At 41.3% G+C, this 25,661-nt stretch carries 26 protein-coding genes and 1 tRNA gene; 12 read left to right on the top strand and 15 right to left on the bottom strand.

The window, feature by feature from the left end; genetic code table 11:
- Nucleotides 1-231 precede the first annotated feature (231 nt).
- Both ERX27_RS10310 and ERX27_RS11430 read left to right on the top strand, forming a co-directional pair.
- Nucleotides 232-2,307: a RecQ family ATP-dependent DNA helicase gene (locus ERX27_RS10310; protein ID WP_133432746.1), complete on the top strand. Its 2,076-nt coding sequence runs from the start codon at nucleotides 232-234 to the stop codon at nucleotides 2,305-2,307.
- A 112-nt stretch (nucleotides 2,308-2,419) separates the two neighbouring features.
- Nucleotides 2,420-2,587 carry a hypothetical protein gene (locus ERX27_RS11430; protein WP_165983151.1) on the top strand — a complete coding sequence of 56 codons (168 nt, stop codon included), beginning with the start codon at nucleotides 2,420-2,422 and terminating at the stop codon, nucleotides 2,585-2,587.
- Here ERX27_RS11430 and ERX27_RS10305 read toward each other — a convergent pair.
- Both ERX27_RS10305 and ERX27_RS10300 read right to left on the bottom strand, forming a co-directional pair.
- The gene (locus ERX27_RS10305; protein ID WP_133432745.1) at nucleotides 2,577-3,005 is read right to left on the bottom strand and encodes a hypothetical protein; all 429 of its coding nucleotides are present in this window, start codon (nucleotides 3,003-3,005) and stop codon (nucleotides 2,577-2,579) included. The genes ERX27_RS11430 and ERX27_RS10305 overlap by 11 nt on opposite strands.
- A gap of 37 nt (nucleotides 3,006-3,042) precedes the next feature.
- Nucleotides 3,043-3,540, bottom strand: coding sequence for a DUF805 domain-containing protein (locus tag ERX27_RS10300; protein WP_133432744.1), 498 nt, complete (start codon nucleotides 3,538-3,540; stop codon nucleotides 3,043-3,045).
- A 176-nt stretch (nucleotides 3,541-3,716) separates the two neighbouring features.
- Between ERX27_RS10300 and ERX27_RS10295 the strand changes: the two genes are divergently transcribed.
- The gene (locus ERX27_RS10295; protein ID WP_165983150.1) at nucleotides 3,717-4,550 is read left to right on the top strand and encodes a CPBP family intramembrane glutamic endopeptidase; all 834 of its coding nucleotides are present in this window, start codon (nucleotides 3,717-3,719) and stop codon (nucleotides 4,548-4,550) included.
- Between the two features lie 108 nt (nucleotides 4,551-4,658).
- Nucleotides 4,659-5,204, top strand: a complete 546-nt coding sequence (locus ERX27_RS10290; RefSeq protein ID WP_133432742.1) for a hypothetical protein — start codon at nucleotides 4,659-4,661, stop codon at nucleotides 5,202-5,204.
- Between the two features lie 56 nt (nucleotides 5,205-5,260).
- On the opposite strand, the gene ERX27_RS10285 is transcribed toward ERX27_RS10290, so the two are convergent.
- Both ERX27_RS10285 and ERX27_RS10280 read right to left on the bottom strand, forming a co-directional pair.
- Nucleotides 5,261-5,917 carry a DUF805 domain-containing protein gene (locus tag ERX27_RS10285; RefSeq protein ID WP_165983149.1) on the bottom strand — a complete coding sequence of 219 codons (657 nt, stop codon included), beginning with the start codon at nucleotides 5,915-5,917 and terminating at the stop codon, nucleotides 5,261-5,263.
- A 127-nt stretch (nucleotides 5,918-6,044) separates the two neighbouring features.
- Nucleotides 6,045-6,116, bottom strand: a tRNA-Val gene (locus ERX27_RS10280).
- Nucleotides 6,117-6,233: 117 nt separating this feature from the next.
- On the opposite strand from ERX27_RS10280, the gene ERX27_RS10275 reads away from it, so the two are divergent.
- Nucleotides 6,234-6,620, top strand: coding sequence for a hypothetical protein (locus ERX27_RS10275; protein WP_133432740.1), 387 nt, complete (start codon nucleotides 6,234-6,236; stop codon nucleotides 6,618-6,620).
- Between the two features lie 115 nt (nucleotides 6,621-6,735).
- Here the strand turns inward: ERX27_RS10275 and trhA are convergent, their stop codons facing one another.
- The 6 genes from trhA to isaB all read right to left on the bottom strand — a co-directional run bounded on the left by trhA (nucleotide 6,736) and on the right by isaB (nucleotide 10,195).
- Nucleotides 6,736-7,401 carry a PAQR family membrane homeostasis protein TrhA gene (gene trhA / locus ERX27_RS10270; RefSeq protein ID WP_133432739.1) on the bottom strand — a complete coding sequence of 222 codons (666 nt, stop codon included), beginning with the start codon at nucleotides 7,399-7,401 and terminating at the stop codon, nucleotides 6,736-6,738.
- Between the two features lie 59 nt (nucleotides 7,402-7,460).
- Nucleotides 7,461-8,288: an MBL fold metallo-hydrolase gene (locus tag ERX27_RS10265; RefSeq protein WP_133432738.1), complete on the bottom strand. Its 828-nt coding sequence runs from the start codon at nucleotides 8,286-8,288 to the stop codon at nucleotides 7,461-7,463.
- Nucleotides 8,285-8,413, bottom strand: coding sequence for a hypothetical protein (locus tag ERX27_RS11595; RefSeq protein ID WP_279434120.1), 129 nt, complete (start codon nucleotides 8,411-8,413; stop codon nucleotides 8,285-8,287). Before ERX27_RS11595 ends, ERX27_RS10265 begins: the two co-directional genes overlap by 4 nt.
- Before the next feature lie 52 nt (nucleotides 8,414-8,465).
- Nucleotides 8,466-8,969 carry a DNA topology modulation protein gene (locus tag ERX27_RS10260; RefSeq protein ID WP_133432737.1) on the bottom strand — a complete coding sequence of 168 codons (504 nt, stop codon included), beginning with the start codon at nucleotides 8,967-8,969 and terminating at the stop codon, nucleotides 8,466-8,468.
- Nucleotides 8,966-9,463 carry an NUDIX hydrolase gene (locus tag ERX27_RS10255; protein ID WP_133432736.1) on the bottom strand — a complete coding sequence of 166 codons (498 nt, stop codon included), beginning with the start codon at nucleotides 9,461-9,463 and terminating at the stop codon, nucleotides 8,966-8,968. Before ERX27_RS10255 ends, ERX27_RS10260 begins: the two co-directional genes overlap by 4 nt.
- 228 nt (nucleotides 9,464-9,691) lie before the next feature.
- Nucleotides 9,692-10,195: an immunodominant staphylococcal antigen IsaB family protein gene (isaB, locus tag ERX27_RS10250; protein ID WP_133432735.1), complete on the bottom strand. Its 504-nt coding sequence runs from the start codon at nucleotides 10,193-10,195 to the stop codon at nucleotides 9,692-9,694.
- Between the two features lie 218 nt (nucleotides 10,196-10,413).
- Here isaB and ERX27_RS10245 point away from each other — a divergent pair, with 218 nt between their 5' ends.
- Together ERX27_RS10245 and ERX27_RS10240 are read left to right on the top strand one after the other, a co-directional pair.
- Entirely contained in the window at nucleotides 10,414-11,241 is an 828-nt protein-coding gene (locus ERX27_RS10245; RefSeq protein ID WP_133432734.1) for a zinc ribbon domain-containing protein, read from the top strand.
- Nucleotides 11,242-11,252: 11 nt separating this feature from the next.
- The gene (locus tag ERX27_RS10240) at nucleotides 11,253-13,043 is read left to right on the top strand and encodes a TcaA second domain-containing protein (RefSeq protein WP_133432733.1); all 1,791 of its coding nucleotides are present in this window, start codon (nucleotides 11,253-11,255) and stop codon (nucleotides 13,041-13,043) included.
- Between the two features lie 38 nt (nucleotides 13,044-13,081).
- On the opposite strand, the gene glmS is transcribed toward ERX27_RS10240, so the two are convergent.
- The gene (gene glmS, locus ERX27_RS10235; RefSeq protein WP_133432732.1) at nucleotides 13,082-14,884 is read right to left on the bottom strand and encodes a glutamine--fructose-6-phosphate transaminase (isomerizing); all 1,803 of its coding nucleotides are present in this window, start codon (nucleotides 14,882-14,884) and stop codon (nucleotides 13,082-13,084) included.
- 398 nt (nucleotides 14,885-15,282) lie between these two features.
- Between glmS and ERX27_RS10230 the strand changes: the two genes are divergently transcribed.
- The 4 genes from ERX27_RS10230 (at nucleotide 15,283) to ERX27_RS10215 (ending at nucleotide 20,410) form a co-directional block, all read left to right on the top strand.
- Complete coding sequence (locus tag ERX27_RS10230; RefSeq protein WP_133432731.1) at nucleotides 15,283-16,809, top strand: PTS mannitol transporter subunit IIBC; 1,527 nt, start codon at nucleotides 15,283-15,285, stop codon at nucleotides 16,807-16,809.
- A 76-nt stretch (nucleotides 16,810-16,885) separates the two neighbouring features.
- A complete protein-coding gene (locus ERX27_RS10225) occupies nucleotides 16,886-18,850 on the top strand; it encodes a BglG family transcription antiterminator (protein ID WP_133432730.1) in 1,965 nt (654 codons plus the stop codon).
- Between the two features lie 16 nt (nucleotides 18,851-18,866).
- Entirely contained in the window at nucleotides 18,867-19,301 is a 435-nt protein-coding gene (locus ERX27_RS10220; protein ID WP_133432729.1) for a PTS mannitol transporter subunit IIA, read from the top strand.
- Nucleotides 19,301-20,410, top strand: a complete 1,110-nt coding sequence (locus ERX27_RS10215; protein WP_133432728.1) for a mannitol-1-phosphate 5-dehydrogenase — start codon at nucleotides 19,301-19,303, stop codon at nucleotides 20,408-20,410. Before ERX27_RS10220 ends, ERX27_RS10215 begins: the two co-directional genes overlap by 1 nt.
- 52 nt (nucleotides 20,411-20,462) lie before the next feature.
- On the opposite strand, the gene glmM is transcribed toward ERX27_RS10215, so the two are convergent.
- Genes glmM through ERX27_RS10195 form a run of 4 tightly spaced genes read right to left on the bottom strand, consistent with a single transcriptional unit; the run spans nucleotide 20,463 to nucleotide 24,873 of the window.
- Nucleotides 20,463-21,809 (bottom strand): phosphoglucosamine mutase, encoded by a 1,347-nt coding sequence (gene glmM / locus ERX27_RS10210; RefSeq protein ID WP_133432727.1) that lies wholly within the window; start codon nucleotides 21,807-21,809, stop codon nucleotides 20,463-20,465.
- Nucleotides 21,810-21,823: 14 nt separating this feature from the next.
- Nucleotides 21,824-22,768 (bottom strand): CdaR family protein, encoded by a 945-nt coding sequence (locus ERX27_RS10205; protein WP_133432726.1) that lies wholly within the window; start codon nucleotides 22,766-22,768, stop codon nucleotides 21,824-21,826.
- Nucleotides 22,755-23,573: a diadenylate cyclase CdaA gene (cdaA, locus tag ERX27_RS10200; RefSeq protein WP_133432725.1), complete on the bottom strand. Its 819-nt coding sequence runs from the start codon at nucleotides 23,571-23,573 to the stop codon at nucleotides 22,755-22,757. The genes ERX27_RS10205 and cdaA overlap by 14 nt, the downstream gene beginning before the upstream one ends.
- Before the next feature lie 31 nt (nucleotides 23,574-23,604).
- Nucleotides 23,605-24,873 (bottom strand): helix-turn-helix domain-containing protein, encoded by a 1,269-nt coding sequence (locus tag ERX27_RS10195; RefSeq protein WP_133432724.1) that lies wholly within the window; start codon nucleotides 24,871-24,873, stop codon nucleotides 23,605-23,607.
- A gap of 186 nt (nucleotides 24,874-25,059) precedes the next feature.
- On the opposite strand from ERX27_RS10195, the gene ERX27_RS10190 reads away from it, so the two are divergent.
- Entirely contained in the window at nucleotides 25,060-25,521 is a 462-nt protein-coding gene (locus tag ERX27_RS10190) for an ArsR/SmtB family transcription factor (protein WP_133432723.1), read from the top strand.
- The last annotated feature ends 140 nt before the right edge of the window (nucleotides 25,522-25,661 follow it).

The following is a 25,661-nucleotide window of genomic DNA, read 5'->3' as shown; positions in this document are numbered from 1 at the left end:
TTATTACGTAATTACATCAGTAAAAAAATGGATGATCGCTACCTCTGTTTAGGTGTTTTCAATTTTTAAATTTTCGTAGAAAATAAAAGTTCAGAAAATTCTGTATTTATTTATGCAACACTAGTGATTTATTTTTAATAATAGAGATTATTTACAATGTTTTTATCATATCTTTACTTGATATGTCTATATTGTTGTTACAATGGATTTAATAGCTTAAGGAGGGTCAGTATGGACTCAATTCAGGAATGTGCAACAGAGATTTTAAAGGAAACATACGGTGAGGCGAGTGAATTCCGCGAGGGTCAGCTCGAGGCGATTACGGCGGTGGTGAATAAGCAGAAAACACTTGTCATTCAGAAGACCGGCTGGGGGAAGTCGATTGTCTATTTTATTGCGACGAAGATTCTGCGTGAGCGTGGTGCGGGGCCGACGATTATTATCAGTCCGCTTCTTGCCTTGATGCATAATCAGATAGAGGCAGCAGGCCGACTTGGTCTGAATGTCGTGACGATCAACAGCAATAACCGTGACGACTGGGAGGCTATTTATGATGCTTTTAATGAGGTCGATGCGATCATCGTCTCGCCTGAGAAGCTATCAAATGCTGAGTTTATTGAGAGACTCAGCGCAGTGAGTGATATTGAGATGGTGGTGGTCGATGAGGCGCATTCTATCTCTGACTGGGGTCATGATTTCCGTCCTGATTATCAGCGTATCGTCTATCTGCTGCAGTCGTTCCCTGATCACATCGCGATTCTCGGGACGACAGCGACTGCGAATGACCGGGTGATTCAGGATATCAAGGATCAGTTAGGTGATGACTTACAGGTCTTCCGTGGCGACTTGATTCGTGACAATATTTCCATTCAGGTCAACGCGGCACAGAGTAAGGTTGAACGGCTGGCTTTTATCACGGATGCTTTGACGCGACATCCATTCCTGAGCAAGAAACAGGGCATCATCTACTGCCTGACGAAGAAGGAATGTGACTCTGTTGCCTATTTCCTGTCGCTACAAGGTATCTCTGTTACTGCTTATTATTCGGGTTTGCAGGATGTGTCTGGTGAAGATATGACTGAAGACATACTCGAAGGATTCCATACTGGCATGACACGCGTTATTGTCTCTACTGTCAAGCTCGGGATGGGTTATGACAAATCGGATATCGGCTTCGTCATCCATTTTCAGCTGCCGCAGAACCTGATCGCCTACTATCAGCAGATCGGACGTGCCGGACGCGATGGTTCGTCTGCACTCGCGATTCTGCTGCACGGGGAGGAGGACGAAGAGATCATCAAGTCATTTATTGAAGGCGCGAACAAGGATCCGGAGCTGCTGCAGCAGATTCTGCAGGTGATCGGTGACAGCGCAGATGGACTGAAACGGAATGAGATTCTGCAGCATTTCAATCTGAACGTCACAAAACTCGCTTCTGTACTGAAGTATCTCTATGTCCATAACTATATCTATACGGAGAAAAGTAAGTACTACGTCCATCCGAAGCACCATTTTGATGCGGCGGGCAACGCGCGGATTCAAAAGCAGCTGAATGAGACTCGTCTTGCTGAACTGGATAACCTGAAAGCATTCATCAATTATGACGGCTGCTATATGAAGTTTATTGCGGACGAACTGGACGCGCCTGATACAAAGGAACGCTGCGGCATCTGTGCGCATTGTCGTAACAGGCAGTTCCTTACACTGGAGGACGACAATCCTTATCTTGAGCAGGCGAAGGAATTTAAAAACAAGCTGCACGGTGTCATCACACCGCGTAAACGCTGGTCGAACAATAAGAAGGTTGACGACGCACTCGTATACGAACTCGGCTGGACTTATACTGTTGATGCCTACTCTCCTATCGGCAGGCGATTTATGCTGGAGCGAGAGCAAGGTCATTTCTCAGACAAGACCGTGACGACTGTGACTCACTTTCTGAAAGAGCATATTGCTGCAAATGATATCGAAGTGATAACTGGCGTGCCGAGTTTAAGAAGACCCACTCTTATCCCTGAACTTGGCAGAAAGGTTGCAGATAATCTGGGGATAACTTATAGCGAAGCACTGGAAAAGACAGCTCAAGGTATGCCGCAGAAAGAGATGCATAACTCGATGATGCAGGAGAATAACGTGCGGGAGACACTTAAAGTGAGTCAGACAGAAGCAGTTCAAGGGAAGAACGTGCTGCTGATGGATGACCTGGTTGATTCACGCTGGACGATGACTGTTGCCGCGAGTCTGTTACTGGACCAAGGCGCAGCTCATGTCTATCCATTCGCGCTGGTGAATATAGGTAATGACTAAAAACCAGGAGACGAATTATCAGCCTCCTGGTTTTCCCTTTATATGGGTGTTATACTGGATTACGAAAGGAATGATAACTTTGAAAAATGTCTCTCCATATGCGCCACTCTTTATGAGTTATTGGATAATTTTATTCAGTTACTATTCTTATTCGAATATCGTCTTTAATCATCCTGATACATGGCGTATCTGGGTATCTGGACTAGGATTCAGTATCTTTTTTATCATGACCATATGGGCGACATTCGCCATTGAAGAGCAACAGGCTGCTAGTAAGTAAATGTTTTCTGATGTGCATCATAGCTAATTAAAGGATATTTTGGATAGATGTTGCGCTGTACATATTCTGCCCAGCATCTATCTCTGTATTCTATAATCTGGCAAGCTAGTGTTTCTTGAGATAAGGGATCCGCTTGGAACTCTTCTTTATTTATCTCCACAAATTCAAAAAGCTGTGTAGAACCCTTTTCAATCACTAAGTGATGCGCCAGTCCTTCTATATCTGATATCAGCTCTTCATTCTTATACAGAACTTCCTCTTTTAAATCCGTAATAATCAGGATATATATTTCATCCTTCTCTTCCCAGATGAATACTTCAAGCATTGTATACTGGTATTCCTCTCCGTCGTAAACGGAACCTGGATACATATACCACCGTTCGAGATTCGCTCTCCTTAAATTTCTTGTTAATGTCATTTAAACCCTTCTTTCTTGAAGATTATTGCGTTTCTCCCTATCTGTTTGTCCATTCTGATGATGCTTTGCTCAGCTGGATGATAAACCAGATAGTGGAACTGATGACCCAGAACAGAATGAGAAAACTAAAAAATGTTGCGAAATTAGAAGCGGACTGATGTCTGAAGAGATAGTTGATGCCGTTGATACTATAAATCAGTAACGGGTTAAGCAGCATCACGACTACCCACCAGCCATGCCGACCCACGTCGTGCAGTCTTCTGACTATAACGGCGATTTCCGGAATCAATAAAATCAACGAGAAAATAATCAGACTATAATAAAGTGTCGGAATGATATACGGGGCAAAGACGTTATCTTCATCGAATCTCATCATATAGACTATAAGCATCAGCATATATATCAGAACTTCTATTCCCCTATGAACAACGAACGGCAGCCAGAACTCTGCCTGACTTGACCGCCCTCTGAAATCAAATGCCCGCTTCCAGAACTGATGATATATTGCACTGAACGAGTGCTCATTCTTTTCCATGCTATCTCCCCCTTGTGGTTCATTATAGTCTATTACCTTAAAATTTCCTTAAATTTACTGAAGATTACGTGTTCAGTAGCTTGTTAATGCTAGAATAAAGGAAAGGAGGCATTATGGTGAAGATAAATGAAAGTATAAAGTCGATGAAGTCACCATATAAATGGTGGTCGGTGATCATGTCTGCGTTAGCAATCTATATCATTTCTTCTATTCTTACCATAGTTGTGGCAACACCCGTTCTGCTTTATATCATATCTATTGCGAATGCGGATGAGATGAACCCAGGGAGTCTGCAGCTCTTCTTCGTCAATATGCTGAGTTTCCCGATCGTGTTACTATTACTGCTGATCTTCAACCGCTTCGTCTATCAGCATTCTGAACGTGCAATGGGCTTCTTTAAAGAACAGGCTTTGAAAAAATATTTGATGGGCGTTTGCCTAGGTATCGGGCTGATTCTCCTTGTTTTCTTGCTGAATTATGCCACAGGCGCTGTAGCTGTCCGCCCTAATCCCAATTTCAGTCTCCTGATTTTTGTCGCAATGATACTCTGCTTTATGGTTCAAGGGCTGACTGAGGAAGTGCTGGCACGTGGTTTCATCATGAATAAAGTCGCTAAGCAGTTAGGACTGCCAGCCGGAATCATCATCAATTCCCTGTTCTTTGCAGGCCTGCATCTACTCAATCCAGGTGTCACTGCAATTTCAACTTATAACATCTTTCTCGCCGGTGTGCTGTTTTCACTCCTCTTCTACTGGAGCGACAATATCTGGCTGACTGGCGCGACACATAGTGTGTGGAATATTATGCTCGGGGTTGTTCTCGGCAGTGAAGTCAGCGGTATGCACCTGCCATCGTCATTATTGATCACAACTTCTAATTCAAGAGATCATTTCCTGAACGGCGGCCATTTCGGGCTGGAAGGCGGTATATTTACGACATTGATGACACTAGTCATGAGTGGTGTACTGATCATGATGATTCAGAGAAAATCAAAAGGGATTATCAAATAAAGTTTAGCTTTTTATTATTTTTTATTGTGAGCATTTTTTACAATCTCTTAATCTACCTGAATTTTTTTCTGATATAATAGAGGTATCACATACAAAGGGGATACACAATTGAAAAAGTTCATGACAGCTCTCTTGACTCTTGCTCTACTCATCACTTTATTTGCGCCAGTTTCAGAGGCCAGCACTTATACGCTGAAGAATAAGGCATTAAAAATGCCGAACCTTTACAGCACGACAGTCGCATCTCAGCTGAAAAGCGGAACGTTTAAATATTATGGCGTGAAACTGGGAAATTCCAAACGTTATATGTACAATATGTGGGGATCTGCTGCGAGTTCAAGTGTTTCGAGAGGCTATGGTTCTACTGACGGTTTATATTTTTATGGTAATGACTGGCAGGTCACTGTCGATGCTTCTTATCCTAATACTAGAATCTCTACAGACAAACTGATAGTGGAATCTATCTCTATCGCTGATGACTATCATAAATATGAATACAGCAAAATCAAGTCTATTTTCGGTTCACCTCAATATATTTATACAGATGGCAACTACCGTTCTATCAACTACAAAGATAAAGTTGATATTTCATTTACCAAAATCGGTACTAAATGGTATGCAGACGAAGTTTCCTACTATAAATATAGCTTCTAAGATAAACGACTAACGGGAAGTATCCCATTAGTCGTTTTTGTTAAGTGAAGATGCTTTTAATAGAGCGATCTTTCTTCTCTCTCCTGTTGTCTGTAAAACTCATGCATCCGGCGTTCTTGCTCCATCGTCAGCATATTCATCGGTCTGTCCGGACTTTTTGGGTCTTTCGGATTCATGCCCCATTTGTTAGTGCCGGGCTGTGAATCCTGCACAGTCAGAACCAGAAACCAGATACTGATGCCAAGCATGATAAGCACCATGATAGCCGGTAAAATCATAACGACAGGCGACGGCGCGATTTCCTGATAGCTGCTGGAACTTAATAGTATAACATTAAGAATCATCATCGCAGAACCGATTACAAAGGGTCCGACTATCGGCAGCAGCACCCACCAGCCGGATTTACCGATATCATGCATGCGACGGACAGAGACAGCGAGTGTCGGAATATAGGTCGCCAGTGAAAATAAGATAATCCCAAAATAAATAAGTGGCAGCAGCACGATGCCCGGCCCTACTTCATCAGGACTGGAACTCATACTGAATACGACGGCAGCAATGATAGCCATTAAAGCAGCAGCAATCAGACTGAACAGAAGATGAAAGAGCTGCGGCATCCAGTATTCTTTTCTGCGTGCTCTCCCTTCAAATGTCACGCCATTTTTCCAGTAACGTTTGTAAGCTTCCCATGCACCCATTTGCTTTTCATGCATTGTCATCCCTCCATAGCTTTCTTATTTCTATTTTATCGTAAAATATAATAAATAACCTATTATTACATAAAATTTACATTAATATAATCAATAAAAAAACACTTATCTGATGATAAGTGGTCAGTAGTGCACCCTGACGGATTCGAACCGCCGACCCCTTGCTTGTCGAGCAAGTATTCTCCCGCTGAACTAAGGGTGCAGATATTAAGAGAATGTCTCACTATTATAGCAAATGAATCTTCTATAGCCAATACATTTCTTTCAATCAGATGTTAATCATGATAATCTAGGGTTACATATTTTTTCAGGAGGAGCTATGGATAAAAGAATCTATATCACTATTTTTCTCGTTGCTGCTTTCACACTCTATCAAATCTATGCCGCTTATCAGGCGCTTCAGGCGGGCAGCGTTGCCGGTCTCATCTCGCCTATCATGTATGTCGGTATCATCGGGCTTATCATCAATCAGCTCATGCTATCAAATCTGCGTTCAGATTTCATGCGCCGCTTTACACTGCCGCAGGTTATCCGCTTCTCATTCTATCTGTCACTCGGGCTGATGATGCTCTACGCGATTACACTTGCCCTCAATCTGATGTACGGTATTCTGTTCTCTGCTATCTTCAGCGGACTTCTGCTCTATTCAAGCTATAATGCCTATAAGCAGGCAGCAACACTGAAGAATCAGTACGGGATAAAGTAATATTCTTACTCTTTTAGGAAAGTACTTATCAGCTGACGATATTGTGATAACGGTCTATCAGCCCTATTGCTTCCTTTAAAAAAGACAACCGCTCAAAGACTTAAGCGGTTGTTTTTTATATGAAATATAGAAGTGCCAGGAAATGAAGTCCCGCACCAAACAGAATAAAGAAATGCCAGATCATATGAAAGTAATGACGTGACTTCTGCGCATAGAACCAGGTACCAATGGAATAAGCAAGTCCACCGGCCACGATCAAAATCACAAAGCCCATACTGACTTTACTGATAAGGCTCGGAAAGAGGATGATACCGAGCCAGCCCATCGCCAGATACAAAGTCAGACTCACTTTCGGATTAACATTCTTTGCAGTCGCCTTATAGAGAATGCCGCCTATTGTGACGATCCACTGGATAATCATAATCGTCCACCCCAGCCTGCCACCGACAATACTCAGAGCGACCGGTGTATACGTCCCTGCAATCGCGACATAAATCATACTATGATCAACAATACGCATCACATATTTATGAACAGACTTGTTCGGCATCAGATGATAGATACAGGATGACAGGAACATGAGAAAAATACTGATAAGAAAAACTGAAATCCCGAGAGAGAGAATCATGCCTCCCATCAAGTAAGTCTTAACGGCGAAGTACGGCAGTGTTAAAAGAATCAAAAGCGCCGGTACACCATGCGAGACAGAATTCCCTACTTCCTCACCTAGTTTAAGAGGACGGATATCCCTGAAATTATAGGATTCTTTTGTTGATGACATACTTTCACCTCTACATGATTGTTGCCTTCATTTTAACACTAATATGAGATGATGCGAAATCATACATATTTGCCGTGCTTCGGTTTAGCGAGTGTATCGAATTGCTCTGCAAGTTTCTGTAAGTCAGCTGCAAGCACCTCTCCCGCCATGGGCATGCCGTGACCTGTCACAGCAATTTTCGGCTGCAGTGCATTCAACTTCCGAACAGATTCTTTTGCTGCCTGCCAGTCAGGTGTGAAGTATCTAGGCGGGCCGTTCAGTTCATGTTTCTGGCTCATCGCTTTATAAAGCGAATCCTGATCAGTTGTTGTGATGGCGTCGCCTGCAATCAGCAGTCCTGCATTGTCATTATAATATGAGACATGGCCTGGTGAGTGGCCTGGTGTATGAAGCCATTTGTAGTCGTCCAGATAAGGCACGGTACCATCCTGCGGCAGTGCCCGGATATGGGTCGTCAGATCAATCGGTTCTTTCGGAAAGAGGAACGATAGACGGCCGGCGGAACTCCCCTCTACCATCGGGTCTGCATCTGGGTAGCTGGATGCACCTGTTAAATAAGGCAGTTCAAGTGTGTGCGCGTAGACAGGCACGTGCCATTCTTCAATGAGCTCAATAATAGAACCAACGTGATCAAAGTGACCATGTGTCAGCAGAATAGCCTGAGGTTTAGCACCTTTCCCGTACTGTTCTTCAACCAGTTCAATAATCGCCTGAGCTTTATTCGGCATGCCGGCATCAATCAATACAAACGAACCGTCTATGTTTTCGACAAGGAAAATATTAACCATCTGTAATGTATGCTGAATGACACCTGGTTTTACTTCAGTTGTATGACCGCTTGCAATAGAAGTCATCGGAATTGATTTATAGTCGCTACCATAGTTCATGAGTTCATCTCCTCCATATCATTTTCTCTGTTTGTCACTACATGCTGCTCTTCGTCAATAAATGCTACTATCTTCAAGCTTTGTAATCTTGTCGTCCGGATATTGCGTGCCCGTCCATCCATCATGGTAAGCCTCCCTAGAAGTGTCTTCTATAAGCTATACCCGTTTTATATGAATTTACAGATGACGGAGCCATTTTTCTATCTGCTGCGGTGAATGAAGAATGATAACCTGCTTTGAGTCTTTTAGTTCATTCAGTCTTTGTATAAGTGCTGGTCTTTTATTTCTCGGAAAATTCCAGACCCATGACAGGAATTCTTTATCTATCTTTTCTTCGCAGCCTTCTGCCATATCAGGTCGCACAGTGTTACGATTGGTCAGATAGCGTTTAATGACCTGATAAAGACAGATCCTTCTGCTGATATCGAGAAAGATAATTGTGTCTGCTTCTTTGATTCGGACGTCCATCGTGCCGGAATAGTTGCCATCAATAATCCATTCTGTGTGTGTCATCAATTGTGACTGAATGTCGCTCTGTTCTTCTCGTGTTGATAATATCCAGCCGGGTTTCCACATATAGGCGTCAAGATGAAAGACGGGCAAACCCAGTTGCTGACCAAGTCTACGGGCGAGTGTCGATTTTCCTGAACCACCTGAACCGATAATCATGATTTTTTTCATAGCAGACCTTTTATTTGAGGCCAGACCCGTTCTTTTGTGGCGTTCACCACTTTATCAGAAGTGATAAAATCAGCCAGTTTATCTGGTGTTATCCATCTGTAGTCGATTGTTTCGCTCTCCTGAAGAACAATGCTGTCTTTCGGTGCGTCTGTCTCTGCGATATAACCGAAATAATGCGTCTGATTGGCATCTACTGTCAGCTTATAAAGTGGTTCAAGTTCACGGACAGTGATACCTGTCTCTTCCTGCAGTTCTCGAATAGCGCCCGCTTCGATTGCTTCCCCTTGCAGAAGACTGCCTCCAGCTGTTATTTCAAATAGACCAGGGCCGCCACGTTTGCTCCAGTCGCGTTGCATGGCAAGAAACGATCCGTCACGATGTCTTAAAGTCACTTCAACCACAATGTGATATTGATGCTGCGGAATAGGTTCTCCTCGCGTCAGTGTGGTACCCAGACAATTTAGATTCTTATCATATGCATCCCAGATTTCCATCATATCTCCCCTTAATGTGTCATTTTTCTATTATATATAAAAAGCTGATGAATAGCTTGTAGAGATATCTTTCGGAAATGGCGCGTATTTCTGTTTGCCCGCCACTTCTCGAAAGTTATGGCGCGTATTCCCGTTTGCCCGCCACTTCTCGAAAGTTATGGCAATCACCCATATAAAACTGTTCAAAATAAAGAACCAGAGTTTTCACTCTGGTTCTTTATTCAGTCATTAACTGTAAATTGACAGACCTGTCAGATAACCTTTTGCATCGAATGCTGCAAAATAACCACCATTTTTAGTTTCATATTTCAGGAACGTTTCGCCTGCTTTGCTCGTCGTCGTTCTCACTAGTTTATTGTTTTTGTGTGCTTTCTGGAAATCTGCTTTAGAGATTGTTCCTTCTTTCACTTTAAACTCGATTGTACTGACTTTACCTTTGTTGTCTTTAACAACAGTAGTGTCAAATACTTCAGACTTCTGACCTTCGCCACCTAATTTAGCATCCGGTGCGACTTTATAACCATTAAGCGTGAAGTTCTCGTTTTTAAGTGCTGAAACAAAATACTTATCGAGTACGAATTGACCATCGTACTTCGTATACCCTTTGTAGTTATAATATGGCTTCTGGACAGTGTCTGTTTTCGCTTGGGCTGGCTGTTCGGCCACTACTGTACCCGCTACTATTGTTGAAGCAATCATACCTGCTCCAACTAATCTGCTCCATTTATTCATTGCTATCACTCCTAAAATTTTTGTTGCTACTTGATTATTATAGATTATTTATCTATAAATTACAAAAATCTTACATAAATCCTTAAAACACTTAAAAGAATGATAGTTTCAACTTAAAATATAATTTTATATTTTTAATTTAAATTTACAAATTTATAGTTATAATTTAAATTATTTGATATATAATTACATTATATCATGACATTGGAGGACTTTTAATGATTTGTAAAAATTGCGGTAATACTATCAACCCGTCTGACAGTTTTTGTGGTGAATGCGGGACAAAGGTTCAGAAGGATGAACAGAAAACTGTAGAGATGTTTACAGCACCAGAAGTAGCACTATCAGAGACGCCAGATATCTCACAACCTCCTTTGATCAACAAGGAACAACTCAACAATCAATCTCGTGTCCTTGTTAACGAAGGAAAAACCTTTTTTTCCCATGCTTTTAGAAACCACGATCAAATTTTCACTCAACCTCATCATTTCAGCTCTATTCTTTCTGCTATTCTGATTGGTGCCGGGCTATTAATAGCCGCGCTTTTCCTATCCATCATGTTGCCAGACGAAATGAACACCCTGGGCATCTCAAAAACAGGTGTCATCTTTAAATTTCTTATGAGTTTGCTTGTCTTCATCGCTATATTTATCAGTGCCACTTTTCTGCTCGCTAAATTTGCGATTAATCCAAATCTGACTTTTAAAAAAGTTCTCTCCGATTATGTGCTGATCAACAGCTTCTCGTTCCTCATCTTTCTGACTGGTTTATTGCTGATTATCTTGAATTCTTATACTTTCGGTTCAGGTCTTGTGTTTATCAGTGCAACACTCTTTGCATTCTCACCATTATATCTGATTGGTAAATATTCTTCATATGTTCAGCCGGGTATACCCAGTTTCTATGCCATCATTATCTATATTATAGCTATCAGTATAGCTTTCATTATTTTCGGCGAATCTACTGTTACATCTATCACACGAGCGATAACTGCTGCTTCAGGAAATTTACTGGATGGTATGTTCAATTCATTTAATAGTTATTAAGGAGGATTAATATGAAATACTGTAGAAAATGCGGAGCTGAAGTACAAGAAGAACAGAAAGTCTGCACACAATGTGGTACACCGCTTAATCAGCAGCAAAGAGTTCAGCCGCCTGCAAGTTCCAACCCTAGACAACCGATGTCTCGCAATACTAAAATCTTACTTCTTAGTAGTCTGGCAGCTCTTATTCTTCTGTTTACCGTTTATAAACTGCTCGAGAATCAGTTCTCTATTACAAATCATGCGGATAAAGTAGCATCAGCAGTAACAAGCGGTGATAGCAAAGAAGTCAGTAAGCTGCTCACAAGCGATGGAAAGAACCTAAGTGAAACTGAAGCTAAAGCTTTCATCAGCTATATGAAAACAGTGGATAACGAACGTAACTTCAGTACGAATTTAAAGACTTCGGCACAGAATGTGAAACAAATGAAATTACCTGAGACTTCTGTCTATCTCGATGATTCACATTCTTTGAAAATTATTGAACAAGGAAAGAAATTCGGCCTATTTAATTATTATGATTTTTCAATTCCCAAACAGAAAATGCAGCTTTATGGCAATGATGCTTCTACAGTGAACTACAAAATTGATGGTAAGAATCATAAAGTTGAAACTGAACCAAATACACCTACTGAAGTCGGTACATTTACTCTCGGAAATTATCAGTTTGATGCAACAAAGACTCTTGACGACACTGAATTCAAAGGTAAACTGCATGCACTGATGAGTGATGGGGACCAAGTGACTGAAGAGTTTGACTTTACTTATCTGACTGTTTCCTTCGAGAATAGTTATGACCTTGATAATGATTTATATAAAGTGATAGTTAATGGCAAAGAAGCCAAATTACAAGAATCAGGCTATGGTAGTTATAAAATCGGACCTTTCAAATCTGACCAGTCCCTGGAAATTAAGGGTGAAGGAAAAATGGATGACCAAACTTTTAAAACTGATACGAAAACTGTAGTTACTGAGAGCAGCGACGAAGAACAGCTGGTTACTCTGTCATTTAATGAAGATGAAATATCAGACGCTTCTTCTGCTAACTTCGAGAAAAAATTAAAACAGTCAGAAGAACAAAGTGACAGACGTAGTGTCGATATCAATCCCGATTCTTTCGATGAAGATTATATTCATACAAATACACTTAAAGGATATCGTGACGTTAAAGTAGGCATGACAAAAGATGAGGTCGAGGAACTACTAGGTGAAGATTCATCTCTGATTGATAGCACAAAAGAAGATATCAGAAAGTATGGTGATATCGGTATTGATTACGATAGTAAAGAAAAAGTTGAACGTATTCTTATCGTTCCTTCTTGGCCGATTTCTAAAGAAGAAATTATTGATGAGTTTGGTGATTTTATTCATCAAGGCAAGGATGAATACGGCGAATCTGCTTCATTCATGGACAGTAATGTGAATGGCTTCGCGCTTGTCTTCGTATTTGATAATGATGATGACCTTAAATATATCTATCAACGTGATGAACGTTCATCTGATTCATGGAAGAATGGCGCAGGGATACCAAGTACAAGTAAAAAACCTTCTGAAGATTCTTCAGAAGGTAATAAAATCACAACTGCTGCTGAAGCTAAGCAAGCAGCATTAGACTTTGCTGGCGGATCATTTAATGAAGGCTCCAATGAAGTTCGTTCTCCAGAAGTAAATGATACAGGCTGGGGCTTCGGAATCTTCGACTCTAACGGTGAAGTAGTTAAGTCTTATGATATCCATCCAGACGGTTACGTAATCGAATACGACAGTGATGGTGACCAAGTAAATAGTGGTTATGCTGAATAACAAATAGAAAATCCCGGTCATTTGACCGGGATTTTCTTCTATTCTACTGTCACTGATTTCGCTAAGTTACGTGGTTTATCGACGTCACAGCCTCTATGAAGAGCTGCGTAGTAAGCTAAGAGCTGCGTGACAACAACCGATACAAGCGGCGCAAGCATTTCATGGACCTGAGGAATCACGTAAGTATCCCCGTCCTGCTCTAAGCCTTCCATCGCCACGATTAATGGTTTCGCACCACGTGCCACGACTTCTTTGACGTTACCGCGGATTGATAAGTTGACTGATTCCTGTGTCGCAAGTGCGATAACAGGTGTACCGTCCTCAATCAATGCGATAGTACCGTGCTTCAATTCTCCGCCCGCGAAGCCTTCTGCCTGGATGTAAGAGATTTCTTTGAGTTTAAGAGAGCCTTCCACTCCAACATAATAGTCCATTGTACGACCGATAAAGAACGCATTACGTGTCGTTTCAAGGAATTCAGTCGCGAAACCTTCGATTGTATGGGCGTCATCAATCACTGCTGTAATCGCTGCTGTCACTTTTGCAAGTTCTGGTAACAGATCGACGTCTACTTTGATGCCGGCATCTTTAGCAACTACCTGCGCTAAAATCGCAAGGACAGCAATCTGTGCTGTGTAGGCTTTAGTAGAAGCAACAGCGATCTCTGGACCCGCGTGCAGGATTAATGTATGATCTGCTTCACGTGATAAGGTTGAACCTGGTACATTTGTGATTGTCAGAGCAGTGTGACCGAGTTCTTTAATAGCGACAAGTACGGCACGGCTGTCTGCTGTTTCACCTGACTGAGAGATGAAGATAAATAAAGGTTTCTTAGAAAGTAACGGCATATTGTAGACGAATTCTGACGCAACATGTACTTCAGTCGGTACGCCTGCCCATTTCTCCAGGTATTCTTTACCGACAAGACCTGCATTGTACGAAGTTCCACAAGCAACGATGTAGATACGATCTGCTTTACGTACAGCTTTGACGATGTCTTTATCGATTTTCAGTTCGCCTTTTTCATCCTGATATTCCTGGATGATTTTACGCATAACGCCTGGCTGCTCGTGAATTTCTTTTAACATGTAATGTGCATAAGTGCCTTTTTCGATATCTGAAGCATCGATTTCAGCTTTGTATGGCTTACGTTTGATTTCTTTACCGTCTAAGTTTTTGATTGTGACTTTCTCTTTTTCAACAAGAACAATTTCACCGTCAACAAGCTCAACGTAAGTATCTGTTACTTGCAGCATTGCCATCGCGTCAGAAGCGATAACATTGAAGCCTTCACCAAGACCGACAAGTAATGGCGATTTGTTTTTTGCTACATAGATGACATCCGGATTTTCTGTGTCCAGTAAACCAAGCGCATAAGAACCGTGCAGTAATTTAAGGACTTCAACAAATGCTTTTTCAGTGTCTAAGCCTTGTTTAGAGAAGTATTCAACTAACTGAACAATGATTTCAGTATCTGTATCAGAAGTGAACGTCACACCTGTTAAAAACTCTCTCTTCAGCTGCTCGTAGTTCTCGATTACACCGTTATGCACTAAAGTGAAACGCTTTGATTCAGATTGATGCGGGTGAGAGTTATCATGGTTAGGCACACCGTGAGTTGCCCAGCGTGTATGACCAATACCAGTAGATGTTTCAAAAGAACTATCCACTACTTTACGTAATTCAGCAATACGTCCTTTTTCTTTATAAACACGAACATCTTCGCCATTACGGACAGCAATACCTGCTGAATCGTAACCACGATATTCTAATTTTTCAAGACCTTTTAATAAGATTTCCTTTGCATCCTGTGTTCCAATATATCCAACGATTCCACACATAATAAAATTCCTCCGATAGTCAATTTGTAATTAATATATTTGATCTCGGTTTAATATTTGCTTGTGCTGAGTGTCTTTGTTCAACCAGTCACCTGGATGTTTTAACACACAGCTGTCGAACAGCAGGTCCGGAATGGCATCCGCCGAATTTTCGATAACCATTCTCCTCGTCAACAGTCGAAACTGTACTGGCGCTGTAGCCCTAATAATTCCCTATCCTCCCAAAAAGTTAAACCTAATTCATTATACAATTAAAGATTTGTAGATACAAGTTCGGACTTTACTTATTCTGCTTTGTCATTAAGCGTAATGACAAAGTTAAATTTACTATCCGTAGTATTCGTATTTACTTCCTATTAGAATAGAATTAACAAATAAAAAATAAAGGAGAAAATATTATGGCAGAACAAAAAAGCGGCATTCAGCGCCGCGTTCAAGCTTTCGGTTCTTTTTTAAGTAGTATGGTCATGCCGAATATCGCTGTTTTTATTGCATGGGGCTTCTTAACTGCCCTATTTATTCCAGATGGCTGGTGGCCAAATAAGGATTTGGCCACAATCGTTGATCCCACTATACATTATCTTATTCCTATTTTAATCGCATTTATGGGTGGTAAACTCGTGCATGATGTGCGAGGTGGCGTAGTCGGTGCAGCTGCAACAATGGGTATTATTGCGGCATTCCCTAAAACACATATGTTATTGGGTGCAATGATTATAGGTCCCTTAGCAGCATGGCTCATGAAAAAATTTGATAAAGTAGTTCAACCTAGAATCCGAACAGGATTTGAAATGTTAGTCAATAACTTCTCTGCAGGTTTCCTTGCCTTAGGTATGATGGCTGTATCCTATTATTTATTAGCACCAATTGTTGGTTGGATTATGAAGATTTTAGGCGCAGGTGTTCAATTCTTAGTTAATCTGCACATTTTACCTTTAACATCTATTTTAATCGAGCCAGCTAAAGTTTTATTCTTAAACAATGCAATCAATCATGGTGTATTAACACCACTTGCAACAGAGCAAGCTGCAGAAATGGGTAAATCTATTCTCTACACACTTGAATCTAACCCTGGTCCTGGGCTTGGTATCTTACTTGCATATATGGTATTTGGTAAAGGTTCTGCGCGTGCAACAGCTCCAGGGGCTGCATTGATTCACTTTGTGGGTGGTATTCATGAAATCTACTTCCCATATGTATTAATGAAACCTGCTATGATTCTTGCAGCTATTGCCGGTGGAATGACAGGCGTTGCTATCTTCTCGGCACTTGATTTCGGTTTAAAATCACCTGCTGCTCCAGGTTCAATTATTGCTTATGCAGCTGTTACGCCTAAAGGTGACTTTTTAACAATGCTCTTAGGTGTCCTCGGTGCCGCTCTCGTTTCATTCATCGTCGGTTCTTTAATTCTCAAGTTCTCTAAAGACAAAGGTGAAGATGATTTAGCAGCAGCAACAGCAAAAATGGAAGAAACAAAAGGTAAAAAATCTTCAGTAGCAGGCACTTTAACAGGTGCATCTGCAACAACTGCAACTGCTTCTTCTGACCGTGTGAAAGTCGTTGAAGTGGATAAAGATGAAACAACTGAACCTGATTTACTCGCTCAATATGATACTGAAAATGTATCTGCGCATGACTACTCTAACGTCAGCAAAGTCATCTTTGCCTGTGATGCAGGTATGGGTTCAAGCGCGATGGGTGCAGGTATGTTACGTAATAAATTCAAAAAAGCAGGCATCGATGCTGAAGTCACAAATTCAGCTATCAACCAGTTACCTAAAGATGCTCAGCTTGTTATCACGCAAAAAGTCCTGACAGACCGTGCAATCAAACAAGTTCCAGGTGCTATCCATATTTCAGTAGATAACTTCCTGAACTCTCCTCGTTACGAAGAGCTGATTGCTAACTTGAAACAGGGCCAGTAAATAGACATTTACCAGTCAACGATTTAAACTAAGTATAAGTAATTGAATAACTTTCTAATTTGAAAGGAGTGCGGATATGCAAATCAGTCATCGAGAGAAAAAAATCATCGAGTCGTTGCTGAAAAGTCCGCGCTCCTTTCTGTCTATTCATCAGATTGCACAGAACTTAGGGGTCTCGAGCCGTACAGTCCACCGTGAACTGAAGTTTGTTGAAGAAACACTCAGCCGTATGAACTTAAGCCTTGACCGGCAGACCGGCAAAGGGCTTCGTATTGCGGGCGATGATACGGATTTCGCTCTACTTAGTGAACAGCTGGACGCTTCAACTGTATTAGACTTATCGGTTGAGGAACGAAAGGTCATTATTCTCTATACGCTTATTCGTGCAAAAGACCCAGTCAAACTTTACAGTCTCGCCAGCGAGATTGGTGTTTCGATCAATAAACTGTCTAAAGAGCTTGACGGGCTCAGTCCTGACCTCACCCGCTATCATCTGACTTTGCAGAAGAAGCGCGGCGAAGGACTGCAACTGTTCGGCGAGGAAGTCAATAAAAGGCAGCTGCTTGCTGATATCATGCTCGATAAACTGAACTCTACTAGTGTCTACTCAGTTATTGAGGACCACTTTGTTTACCAGACTTTAAATGATACAAGTCTCAAGGATTTAGTCGATATGGATCAGATTTTCAGCGTCGAGCGTCTGTTAATGGATGAATTAGCCGAACTGCCTTATGTTCTTCTTGAAACGGCTTATCTGACACTCACTATTCATATTGTGCTGGCCATTGAACGAATCCGCAACAATGAAAAGGTCTCGATTTCCGGAGATATTATTAAATCGCTTGAAGTAACACCTGAGTTTCAGGTAGCCAAAAATCTTGCCCGCTCATTATCAACCGCCTATGACATTGATTTTGACTTTGAAGAAGTCATTTTTATTACGATGCACTTACGCGGTGCTAAGCGCCGTGCAGCAGAGAGTGCAGCTGAAAGTGATATCAGCCCAGAAACGGATGAGCTGATCAAGGAAGTCTCTCGACTGATGCATCATGACTTTTCCGGTAATGAGACTTTAAGAGAAGGCCTTCTTCTTCACCTTGTTCCTGCATTAAATCGTATCACCGGGGGAATAGAGACATATAATCCTTTAACAGCCATGATTAAGCAGGATTATCAGAACTTGTTCAAATCAATCAGCATTGCGCTGACAACTGTATTTCCTGATGTGCATTTTCCGGATAATGAAGTTGCATTTATCGTGCTTCATTTCGGAGGCGCCATGAAGAATATAAGGGCCAGTGTCCTTGTCGTCTGTACAAGTGGTCTTGGTACAAGTAGAATTCTCGCCAATCAGATAGAAGAGCATTTCCCTGCCGTTCAAGTAACAAAGCTTGCTTCTGTCAGCGATTTGAAATCTCTGCAATTAGACAGCTATAACTATATCGTTTCAACAGTCGGACTGGATATCAGCCAGCCTTATACAGTCGTCAATCCCCTGCTGCCGGATAGTGATAAAGCGCTTCTCCAGCAGGTTTTCACGACGCGAGCATCGTCTCGTGTGCAATCAACTAAACAGAGCGTGTATAATGATGTCATACCATTCGTTGTGGAGTCAGATGCTATTTTAAAAGGGATTGTGTTCAAGACGATATCAATTTCCAGCTGGGCAGATTATAAAAATCAGCTACCGGCAGCGGACGAACTCAGTAAAAGAGAAGATATACAGGGATTCGCTATTACAGGTTATCCTGTCGCTCTTCCCCACATCGCACATTCAGACGTATCTAAGCCCCTCATCGAACTCGTGACATTAACTTCTCCGGTTCAGATGAAGAATATGGACGGTGTCATGCAACAGGTCAGGTACTTGCTCGTCATGCTTCTGCCGGAAGAAACAGCAGCCAGACCTTTTGTCAGTGAGTTAAGCATACTTCTCATGGCGCATCTGGAATCACCTGACGAGTTTTTTAGCAATTCAGAACTTGTCGTTCAACATATGCAAGATACACTGATTAAACAAATCAGCCAAAAAATCTATTAAATGGAGTGAATCACACATGTCAAACTTAATTCCAACAGAAAACATTCTCGTTAATCAGCATTTCGCAACTAAAGAAGAAGCAATCGAAGCAGCAGGACAAAAATTAGTAGATGCAGGTGCTGTTAATCCTGGTTATATTCAGGCCATGAAAGAACGTGAAGCAATCGTTTCTACTTATATGGGTAACTTCCTAGCGATTCCTCATGGTACAGATGAAGCAAAAGCTGAAGTCATCAAATCAGGTATCACTTTACTGCAAGCTCCAGAAGGCATCGACTGGGACGGCAACATCGTGAAAGTGGTTGTCGGTATCGCAGGTAAAGACGGCGAACATTTAGATTTATTATCTCAGATTGCCATTGTCTTCTCTGAAGAAGAAAATGTTGACCGTGTTATCAATGCGCAGTCAGCTGACGAAATCAATGCTATCTTCGGGGAGGTCGAACTATAATGAAAGCTGTCCATTTCGGTGCCGGAAATATCGGCCGTGGCTTCATCGGTAAAGTCCTATACGATAATAAATACGAAATCACGTTCGCTGATGTGAGCTCACAGATCATCTACCTAATTAACAAAGAACAGGCTTATGATGTCATCATCGCTGAAGAAAGTAAGACTCGTCAGCACGTAGAAGACGTTAAAGGCATTCATAGCGTAGAAGAATTAGATAAATTAGAGCAGGCATTAATGGAAGCCGATTTAATTACAACAGCTGTCGGTGTCAACATTCTGCCGATCATCGGTAAATCAATTGCGTCAGCGCTTGCTAAACGTGATGTGTCTCGTCCAGTCAATGTCGTAGCATGTGAGAATGCTATTATGGCGACAGACCAGGTGAAAAAAGCGATTGTTGATGAAGTCGGTGAACTTGGTGAGCATATCCACTTCCCTAACTCAGCAGTTGACCGTATCGTTCCAATCCAAAAACAACAGAACCCACTTGATGTAATGGTTGAACCGTTCTTTGAATGGGTCATTGAAGAAGATAAATGGTATGGCAAGCAACTTGAAGGTGTTAAATATGTTCAAGACCTTCACCCATTCATCGAGCGTAAACTTCTTACTGTTAACACAGGTCATGCTTTCATCGCATACTTCGGTAAATATAAAGGCTATGCAACAGTAGACGAAGCAATGAAAGATCCAGAAGTTGTTGAACAGTTACGCCAAGTCTTAGGTGAAACAAGCGACTACTTAACGAGCAAATATGATTTTACTGAAGAAGAACAGGCTGCATACGTTGAAAAAATCATCGGCCGCTTCCAGAATCCGTACTTGTCAGATGATTTAAATCGTGTCGGTCGTTCACCACTGCGCAAAATCAGTCCTGAAGACCGCATCATTAAACCTCTGTCATACTTAGTAGCTGAAAACAAACCCCATGAAGGTTTAATTAATATGGCAGCATATTTAATGCGTTACACAGACGAGCGTGATCCAGAAGCTGTCGATAAAGACAACTACATCAAAGAACACGGTCCAGCGCAGTTCTTAATGCAATATGCTAAGATTGACGAAAGCCTCGCACAGGAAATCGAAAATAAATATCGGACATTATAAAGTAAACACCTTAATCCCCAAAAAATCGCCTTGCATCAGCAAGGCGATTTTTTTATAATCCCATTTTTTCTTTTACTACGTCAGCGATACTATGAACAAAGCGTTCTGCATCTTCATCTGTCTTCGCTTCAACCATCACACGGACAAGCGGCTCTGTACCTGATGGACGAACAAGGACACGGCCTTCACCGTTCATCTCATCTTCTACTGCTTTGATCGCTGCTGCAACATCTGCATTCTCTTCTACAGCATGTTTATCAGTCACACGGATATTGACTAGACGCTGCGGATATTTTGTCATCTGGCCAGCCAGTTCACTTAATGTCTGTCCCGACTGCTTGATGATAGAAGCTAAATGGACGCCTGTCAGTAAGCCATCGCCTGTCGTATTGTAATCCATCATGACGATATGACCTGACTGCTCACCACCCAGATTATAATTGCCTCGACGCATTTCTTCCACTACATAGCGGTCGCCGACTTTTGTTTTATCACTTTGAATGTTGTAATCTTCCAGCGCTTTGTAGAAACCAAGATTACTCATGACTGTAGAAACAACCATGTTATCATTCAACTCACCACGTTTACTCATTGACTGGGCTAAAATAAACATAATCTGATCCCCATCAACGATCTGACCTTTTTCGTCAACTGCAATCAAACGGTCGCCGTCGCCATCGAACGCAAGACCAAAGTCACTGCCACTTTCCACAACCAGTTCTGCCAGCGCTTCTGGGTGTGTAGACCCTACACCGGCATTGATGTTATTACCATCCGGATTACAGCCCATCGTCACTGTATCCGCTTCTAAGTCACCGAAAAGATAAGGGGCGAGTGAATAAGTGGAACCATGTGCACCGTCAAGCGCGATTTTCAAGCCTTCCAGGTCGCCCTCAATCGTTGATTTCAAGAAACTTAAGTAACGCTGTCCACCTTCAAAATAGTCAGATGTACGACCGAGGTTCACACCTGTTGGACGTGGTACTGTATCTTCTTCTGCATCAATCAGCGCTTCAATCTCTGCTTCCTGGTCATCAGAAAGTTTAAAACCATCCGCACCAAAGAATTTAATCCCGTTGTCCTGTACAGGGTTATGGCTTGCTGAGATCATGACGCCTGCCTGAGCTTCCAGTTCACGCGTTAAATATGATACGCCAGGTGTAGAGATGACACCGAGACGCATGACTTCAGCACCAGTAGATAATAATCCTGCGACAAGAGCTGATTCAAGCATCTCTCCTGATACACGTGTATCACGGCCCACTAATACAGTTGGATTGTCATGACCACCATGTGCAAGTACATAGCCTCCGAATCGTCCTAATTTAAATGCAAATTCAGGTGTCAGTTCGCTGTTTGCGACTCCTCTTACGCCGTCTGTTCCAAAATATTTACCCATGAATTAATACTCCTTTATGATCCGTTTTTTGTAACGTCTACTTTAACAGTCACTTGCTTTGGTGTTACTTTTGAGACATCGCTTGGCAGCGGAATTTTCTCGTTGAAAGAAGTGTCAGCATTAATCGTATCAAGGTTGACTTCCACCTCTATATCACCGATACCATCCAGCGTCGAGCGTTTGCCCTGCAGTTCTACTTCATCTTCTGAAAGTGTAATGCCTTTCAGGGTCAGCCCATCAGGCAGTGACCCTTTTGTAACCGGCACAATCTTAACCACTTTTGAAATCGGCTGTACTTTCATCGTCACTTTGACTTTGGCGGGTTTCACTGTAACATCCAGTTTATTGAGATTACTATCGAAGACACCCACTTCAGCTTCTTCAGTTGTTGTTTCTGAGACTTTGGTTTTATTGCTGAGTGTCGCCTTGACATAGGCTATTTTAACGATTTCATCACTGCTGCCTGTAATAGAAACCTGAGTAGGATCTACTTGTTTTTCAACTAGTTCATAGCCTGTTGCCATGCGACTCGGATTAATCTCTGCTTCTACTGCATGTGTAGTGCTGACTTTTTCAGCTAAAGTGATATTGGTTGTCTTCGGTTGTACTTCATAAGTCAGTTTATCAGACAGACCTTCTACCTGAAACTTTTTCTTATGATCACCTACGAGATCTTTAGATAAGTCCAGTTTAACACTGAAATCCATCATACTTTCAGTTTTTCTGACGATGGCCTGTGGACCCGTCACCTTAACATTGACACTCTGCGGTGCCCCTGATAGATAAAGATTTTTCTTATCATAGATTGTCTCGACCGGTACATCGTTAATTACGACTGTGTCATCGCCACTTAACTGCTCCTGCGTGACAAAGACATTGAAAATATCATTGACTGATAAGTAAAGGACTAACGCAAGTATAAATGAGATGATTCTGAGTCCCCATTTAGTCTCTAACATTATCTTCACCGTCCTTCTTATCCATCTGTGCGCTGAACCAGTGTTCAGTCAACAGCGCCTCAAATACTTCAAGAGAGACTTCTTTACGTAACCTGCCATTATAGGTGACTGAAATAGCACCTGTTTCTTCTGATACAACGATAGTAAATGCATCCGATACTTCAGATATCCCTACCGCTGCACGGTGCCTCGTCCCAAGACTCTTCTGAATTTTAGCGGAATCAGATAGCGGCAGGTAACTTGCTGCTACAGCTATCTTATCACCTTGAATAATCATTGCACCATCGTGTAAAGGGGTATTCGGTATGAAAATATTGATAAGAAGCTCTGATGAAATATTGGCATATATCGGTATCCCTGTTTCAATATAGTCCTGCAGACCCGTTGTCTTCTCGATGACAATTAAAGCACCGATCCGTCTTTTAGCCATATATTGAACTGATTTCACCATATCTTCTGTTAATTTTTTTTGATTGATATTCTGGGTTGAACTTCTTTTAAACAGACTTCCTCGTCCTAATTGTTCCAGTGCTCTTCTCAGTTCCGGCTGGAATATGACAATAACAGCGAGAAAACCCCATTCAAGTACGAAATCAAATAATCGAGTGGTTGTCGTTAAACCAAGTAACTGACTGACATATTTACCGATTAGAATGAAGAGTATTCCTTTTAGTAACTGTATTGCTTTCGTGCCTTTAATCGCATTGATGATTAAGTATAGAACATACCAAACAATTAACAGATCGAGGATGCTGATGATGACTTTAGCGGCACTTAAATTGCCTAATGCATCCAAAAAGTACATTGCATCTCCTCCATGCTGTGACTCTTCATTATTATATCATGTCAGTAACGAGTTCATCATAGAAGTGCACGCTTTTCTCGTAATATTCTAATGATTTATCGATTTTTCCGACTTTGCGATATAAGTCAGCAAGTTTAGGATAGAGTCTTGTTTTGAATAAGGGTTCTTCCTTAGCTTCTACAGACTTAAGCAGGTAATCGATTGCCGCATCCATATAGCCCTCCATCACACAAATATCACCCATGATTTCAAAGGCAAATCCAGCTGAATCTTCAGCAATGGCACCTTGTACAAGTTTTTTCGCTTCTTCCAGCTGACCCAGATGAGACATAGCCTGTGCGTAGCGCAGATTAATGGTCAGTACAAAAGGATGATCAATGTTATGATCTTCAATAATTTTAAGTACCTTTTTAAGTTCATCATAAGCTTCTTTATATTTTTTAGTTTTAATCATCAATATAGCAAGATTTGTGGTTACACCGGCTATTTGCATGGCATCATTATCAAGTTCCGCATATTTGATTGCACGTCGAATATGTTCTTCTGCTAAATCATAATTTCTGATACCATATTTCGCTTTGAACAACGAATTCTCGATACTGCAGCCTTTATGATGTGTATTCAGTTTCTTATTCAGAGCGAGAGCATCTTTGTTAAAGTTAATTGAGACGAGGTTTTCTCCCATCAGACGATAGTATTCGCCTAGCAGCGACAGTATAGTGACACGAGTCGTATTAGTGATATTCTCATAAATAGTGACGTTGTTTGCTTTAGTCAGCTGCTTAATCGCTTCATCCGTATGATATTCCTCAAACTCGATACGAGCGAGTAGTATCAGACAACGTAAATAGAGATTGACCTCTTTCATGCCTTCTACAATCTTGACCGCTTTATTCACTTCTTCTCTTGCGGATACAAATTCTTCTTTACTGAAGAAATAACTCGCTCTGATCCAGTAAGTGGCACCACGCTCGTATTCAGTGATACTTTCCAGAGTATGATAGTCTTTAGCAATAAACTCATCTAAACGTGAATAGTCTTCTGTCTTAACATTATTCTCAGCCCACTTTATTTCTTTCTTAATATCCAGAAGACTTAAGTTTCTTTCTGAAGCTGTTGTGGTGAAGTCATCCAGCGTACAGTTTAGTTTAACACTTAATTTCTTCAGCACATTGGTGGAGGGATGGACAGTGTTCTTTTCAATCAAACTTAAATAAGTTCTTGAAATAATTCCTTCTGCCAGTTCCTGCTGGGTCATATTAGCTGCATTTCTTAATTCTTTTACACGTTGTCCAACCATGATGAAACCTCCTTTTAAGATTTATTATACAATAATTAACAAAAAAAAATATATACTTATTAATATTATTTTTGCTAATTTTGAGTTAACGATTCTAGGGATAAATATATCTATTCGTGTAGAAAGTTGACATCACGCTAATTCAAGTTAATAATTAAAATATCAATGTATATAAAGGAGTATCTCATGCAGGATTTTTTACTGATTGACAACCTAGCACAGCTTAAATGTATCAGTGATCCATTCCGCATCAAGTTACTGGAATGTCTCTATGACACTTCTAAGACCGGCCAGCAGCTTGCTGATGAACTGGAGATTCCACGTGCCAAGATTCATTACCATTTAAGAGAGATGGAGAAGTACGGTTTCATTGAAATCGTCAAAACCGAACAGAAAATCAGTATCATTCAGAAGTTCTATGCACCTACGGCCAAAGCATTTATACCAGCTGAACACCTGCTGCAGTTCCATACTGATGAAGCTTCTGCTAAGCAGGACACAGAAAAATCTGGCAAGGAGCTGAAGGTCCAGATAGACGAAAAAGAACTGCCCCAACTCAAAAAAGACTTAAAGAAATTTCTTAAAAAAGCTTCCTCCAAGTCTGGTGATACGCACTATGAAGTACATATCGAAACTGTAAAAAAATAAGAGCAGCCAGGGCGAGGCCACTGAAAATCTCACGATTTTCTATAAGCTCACTAATTCCAACAACTCAATAGTGTAAAAGAACCCGTCAATTTCCTCAACATTAGGAAATGACGGGTTCTTTTATCCTATTTTTCATCCGT

This window comes from Macrococcus brunensis, from assembly GCF_004359615.1.
In the GTDB taxonomy this organism is placed as follows: Bacteria; Bacillota; Bacilli; order Staphylococcales; family Staphylococcaceae; genus Macrococcus; species Macrococcus brunensis.
Note: the sequence above shows the minus strand (reverse complement) of the source record. Positions and strands in the feature narration are given on the sequence as shown.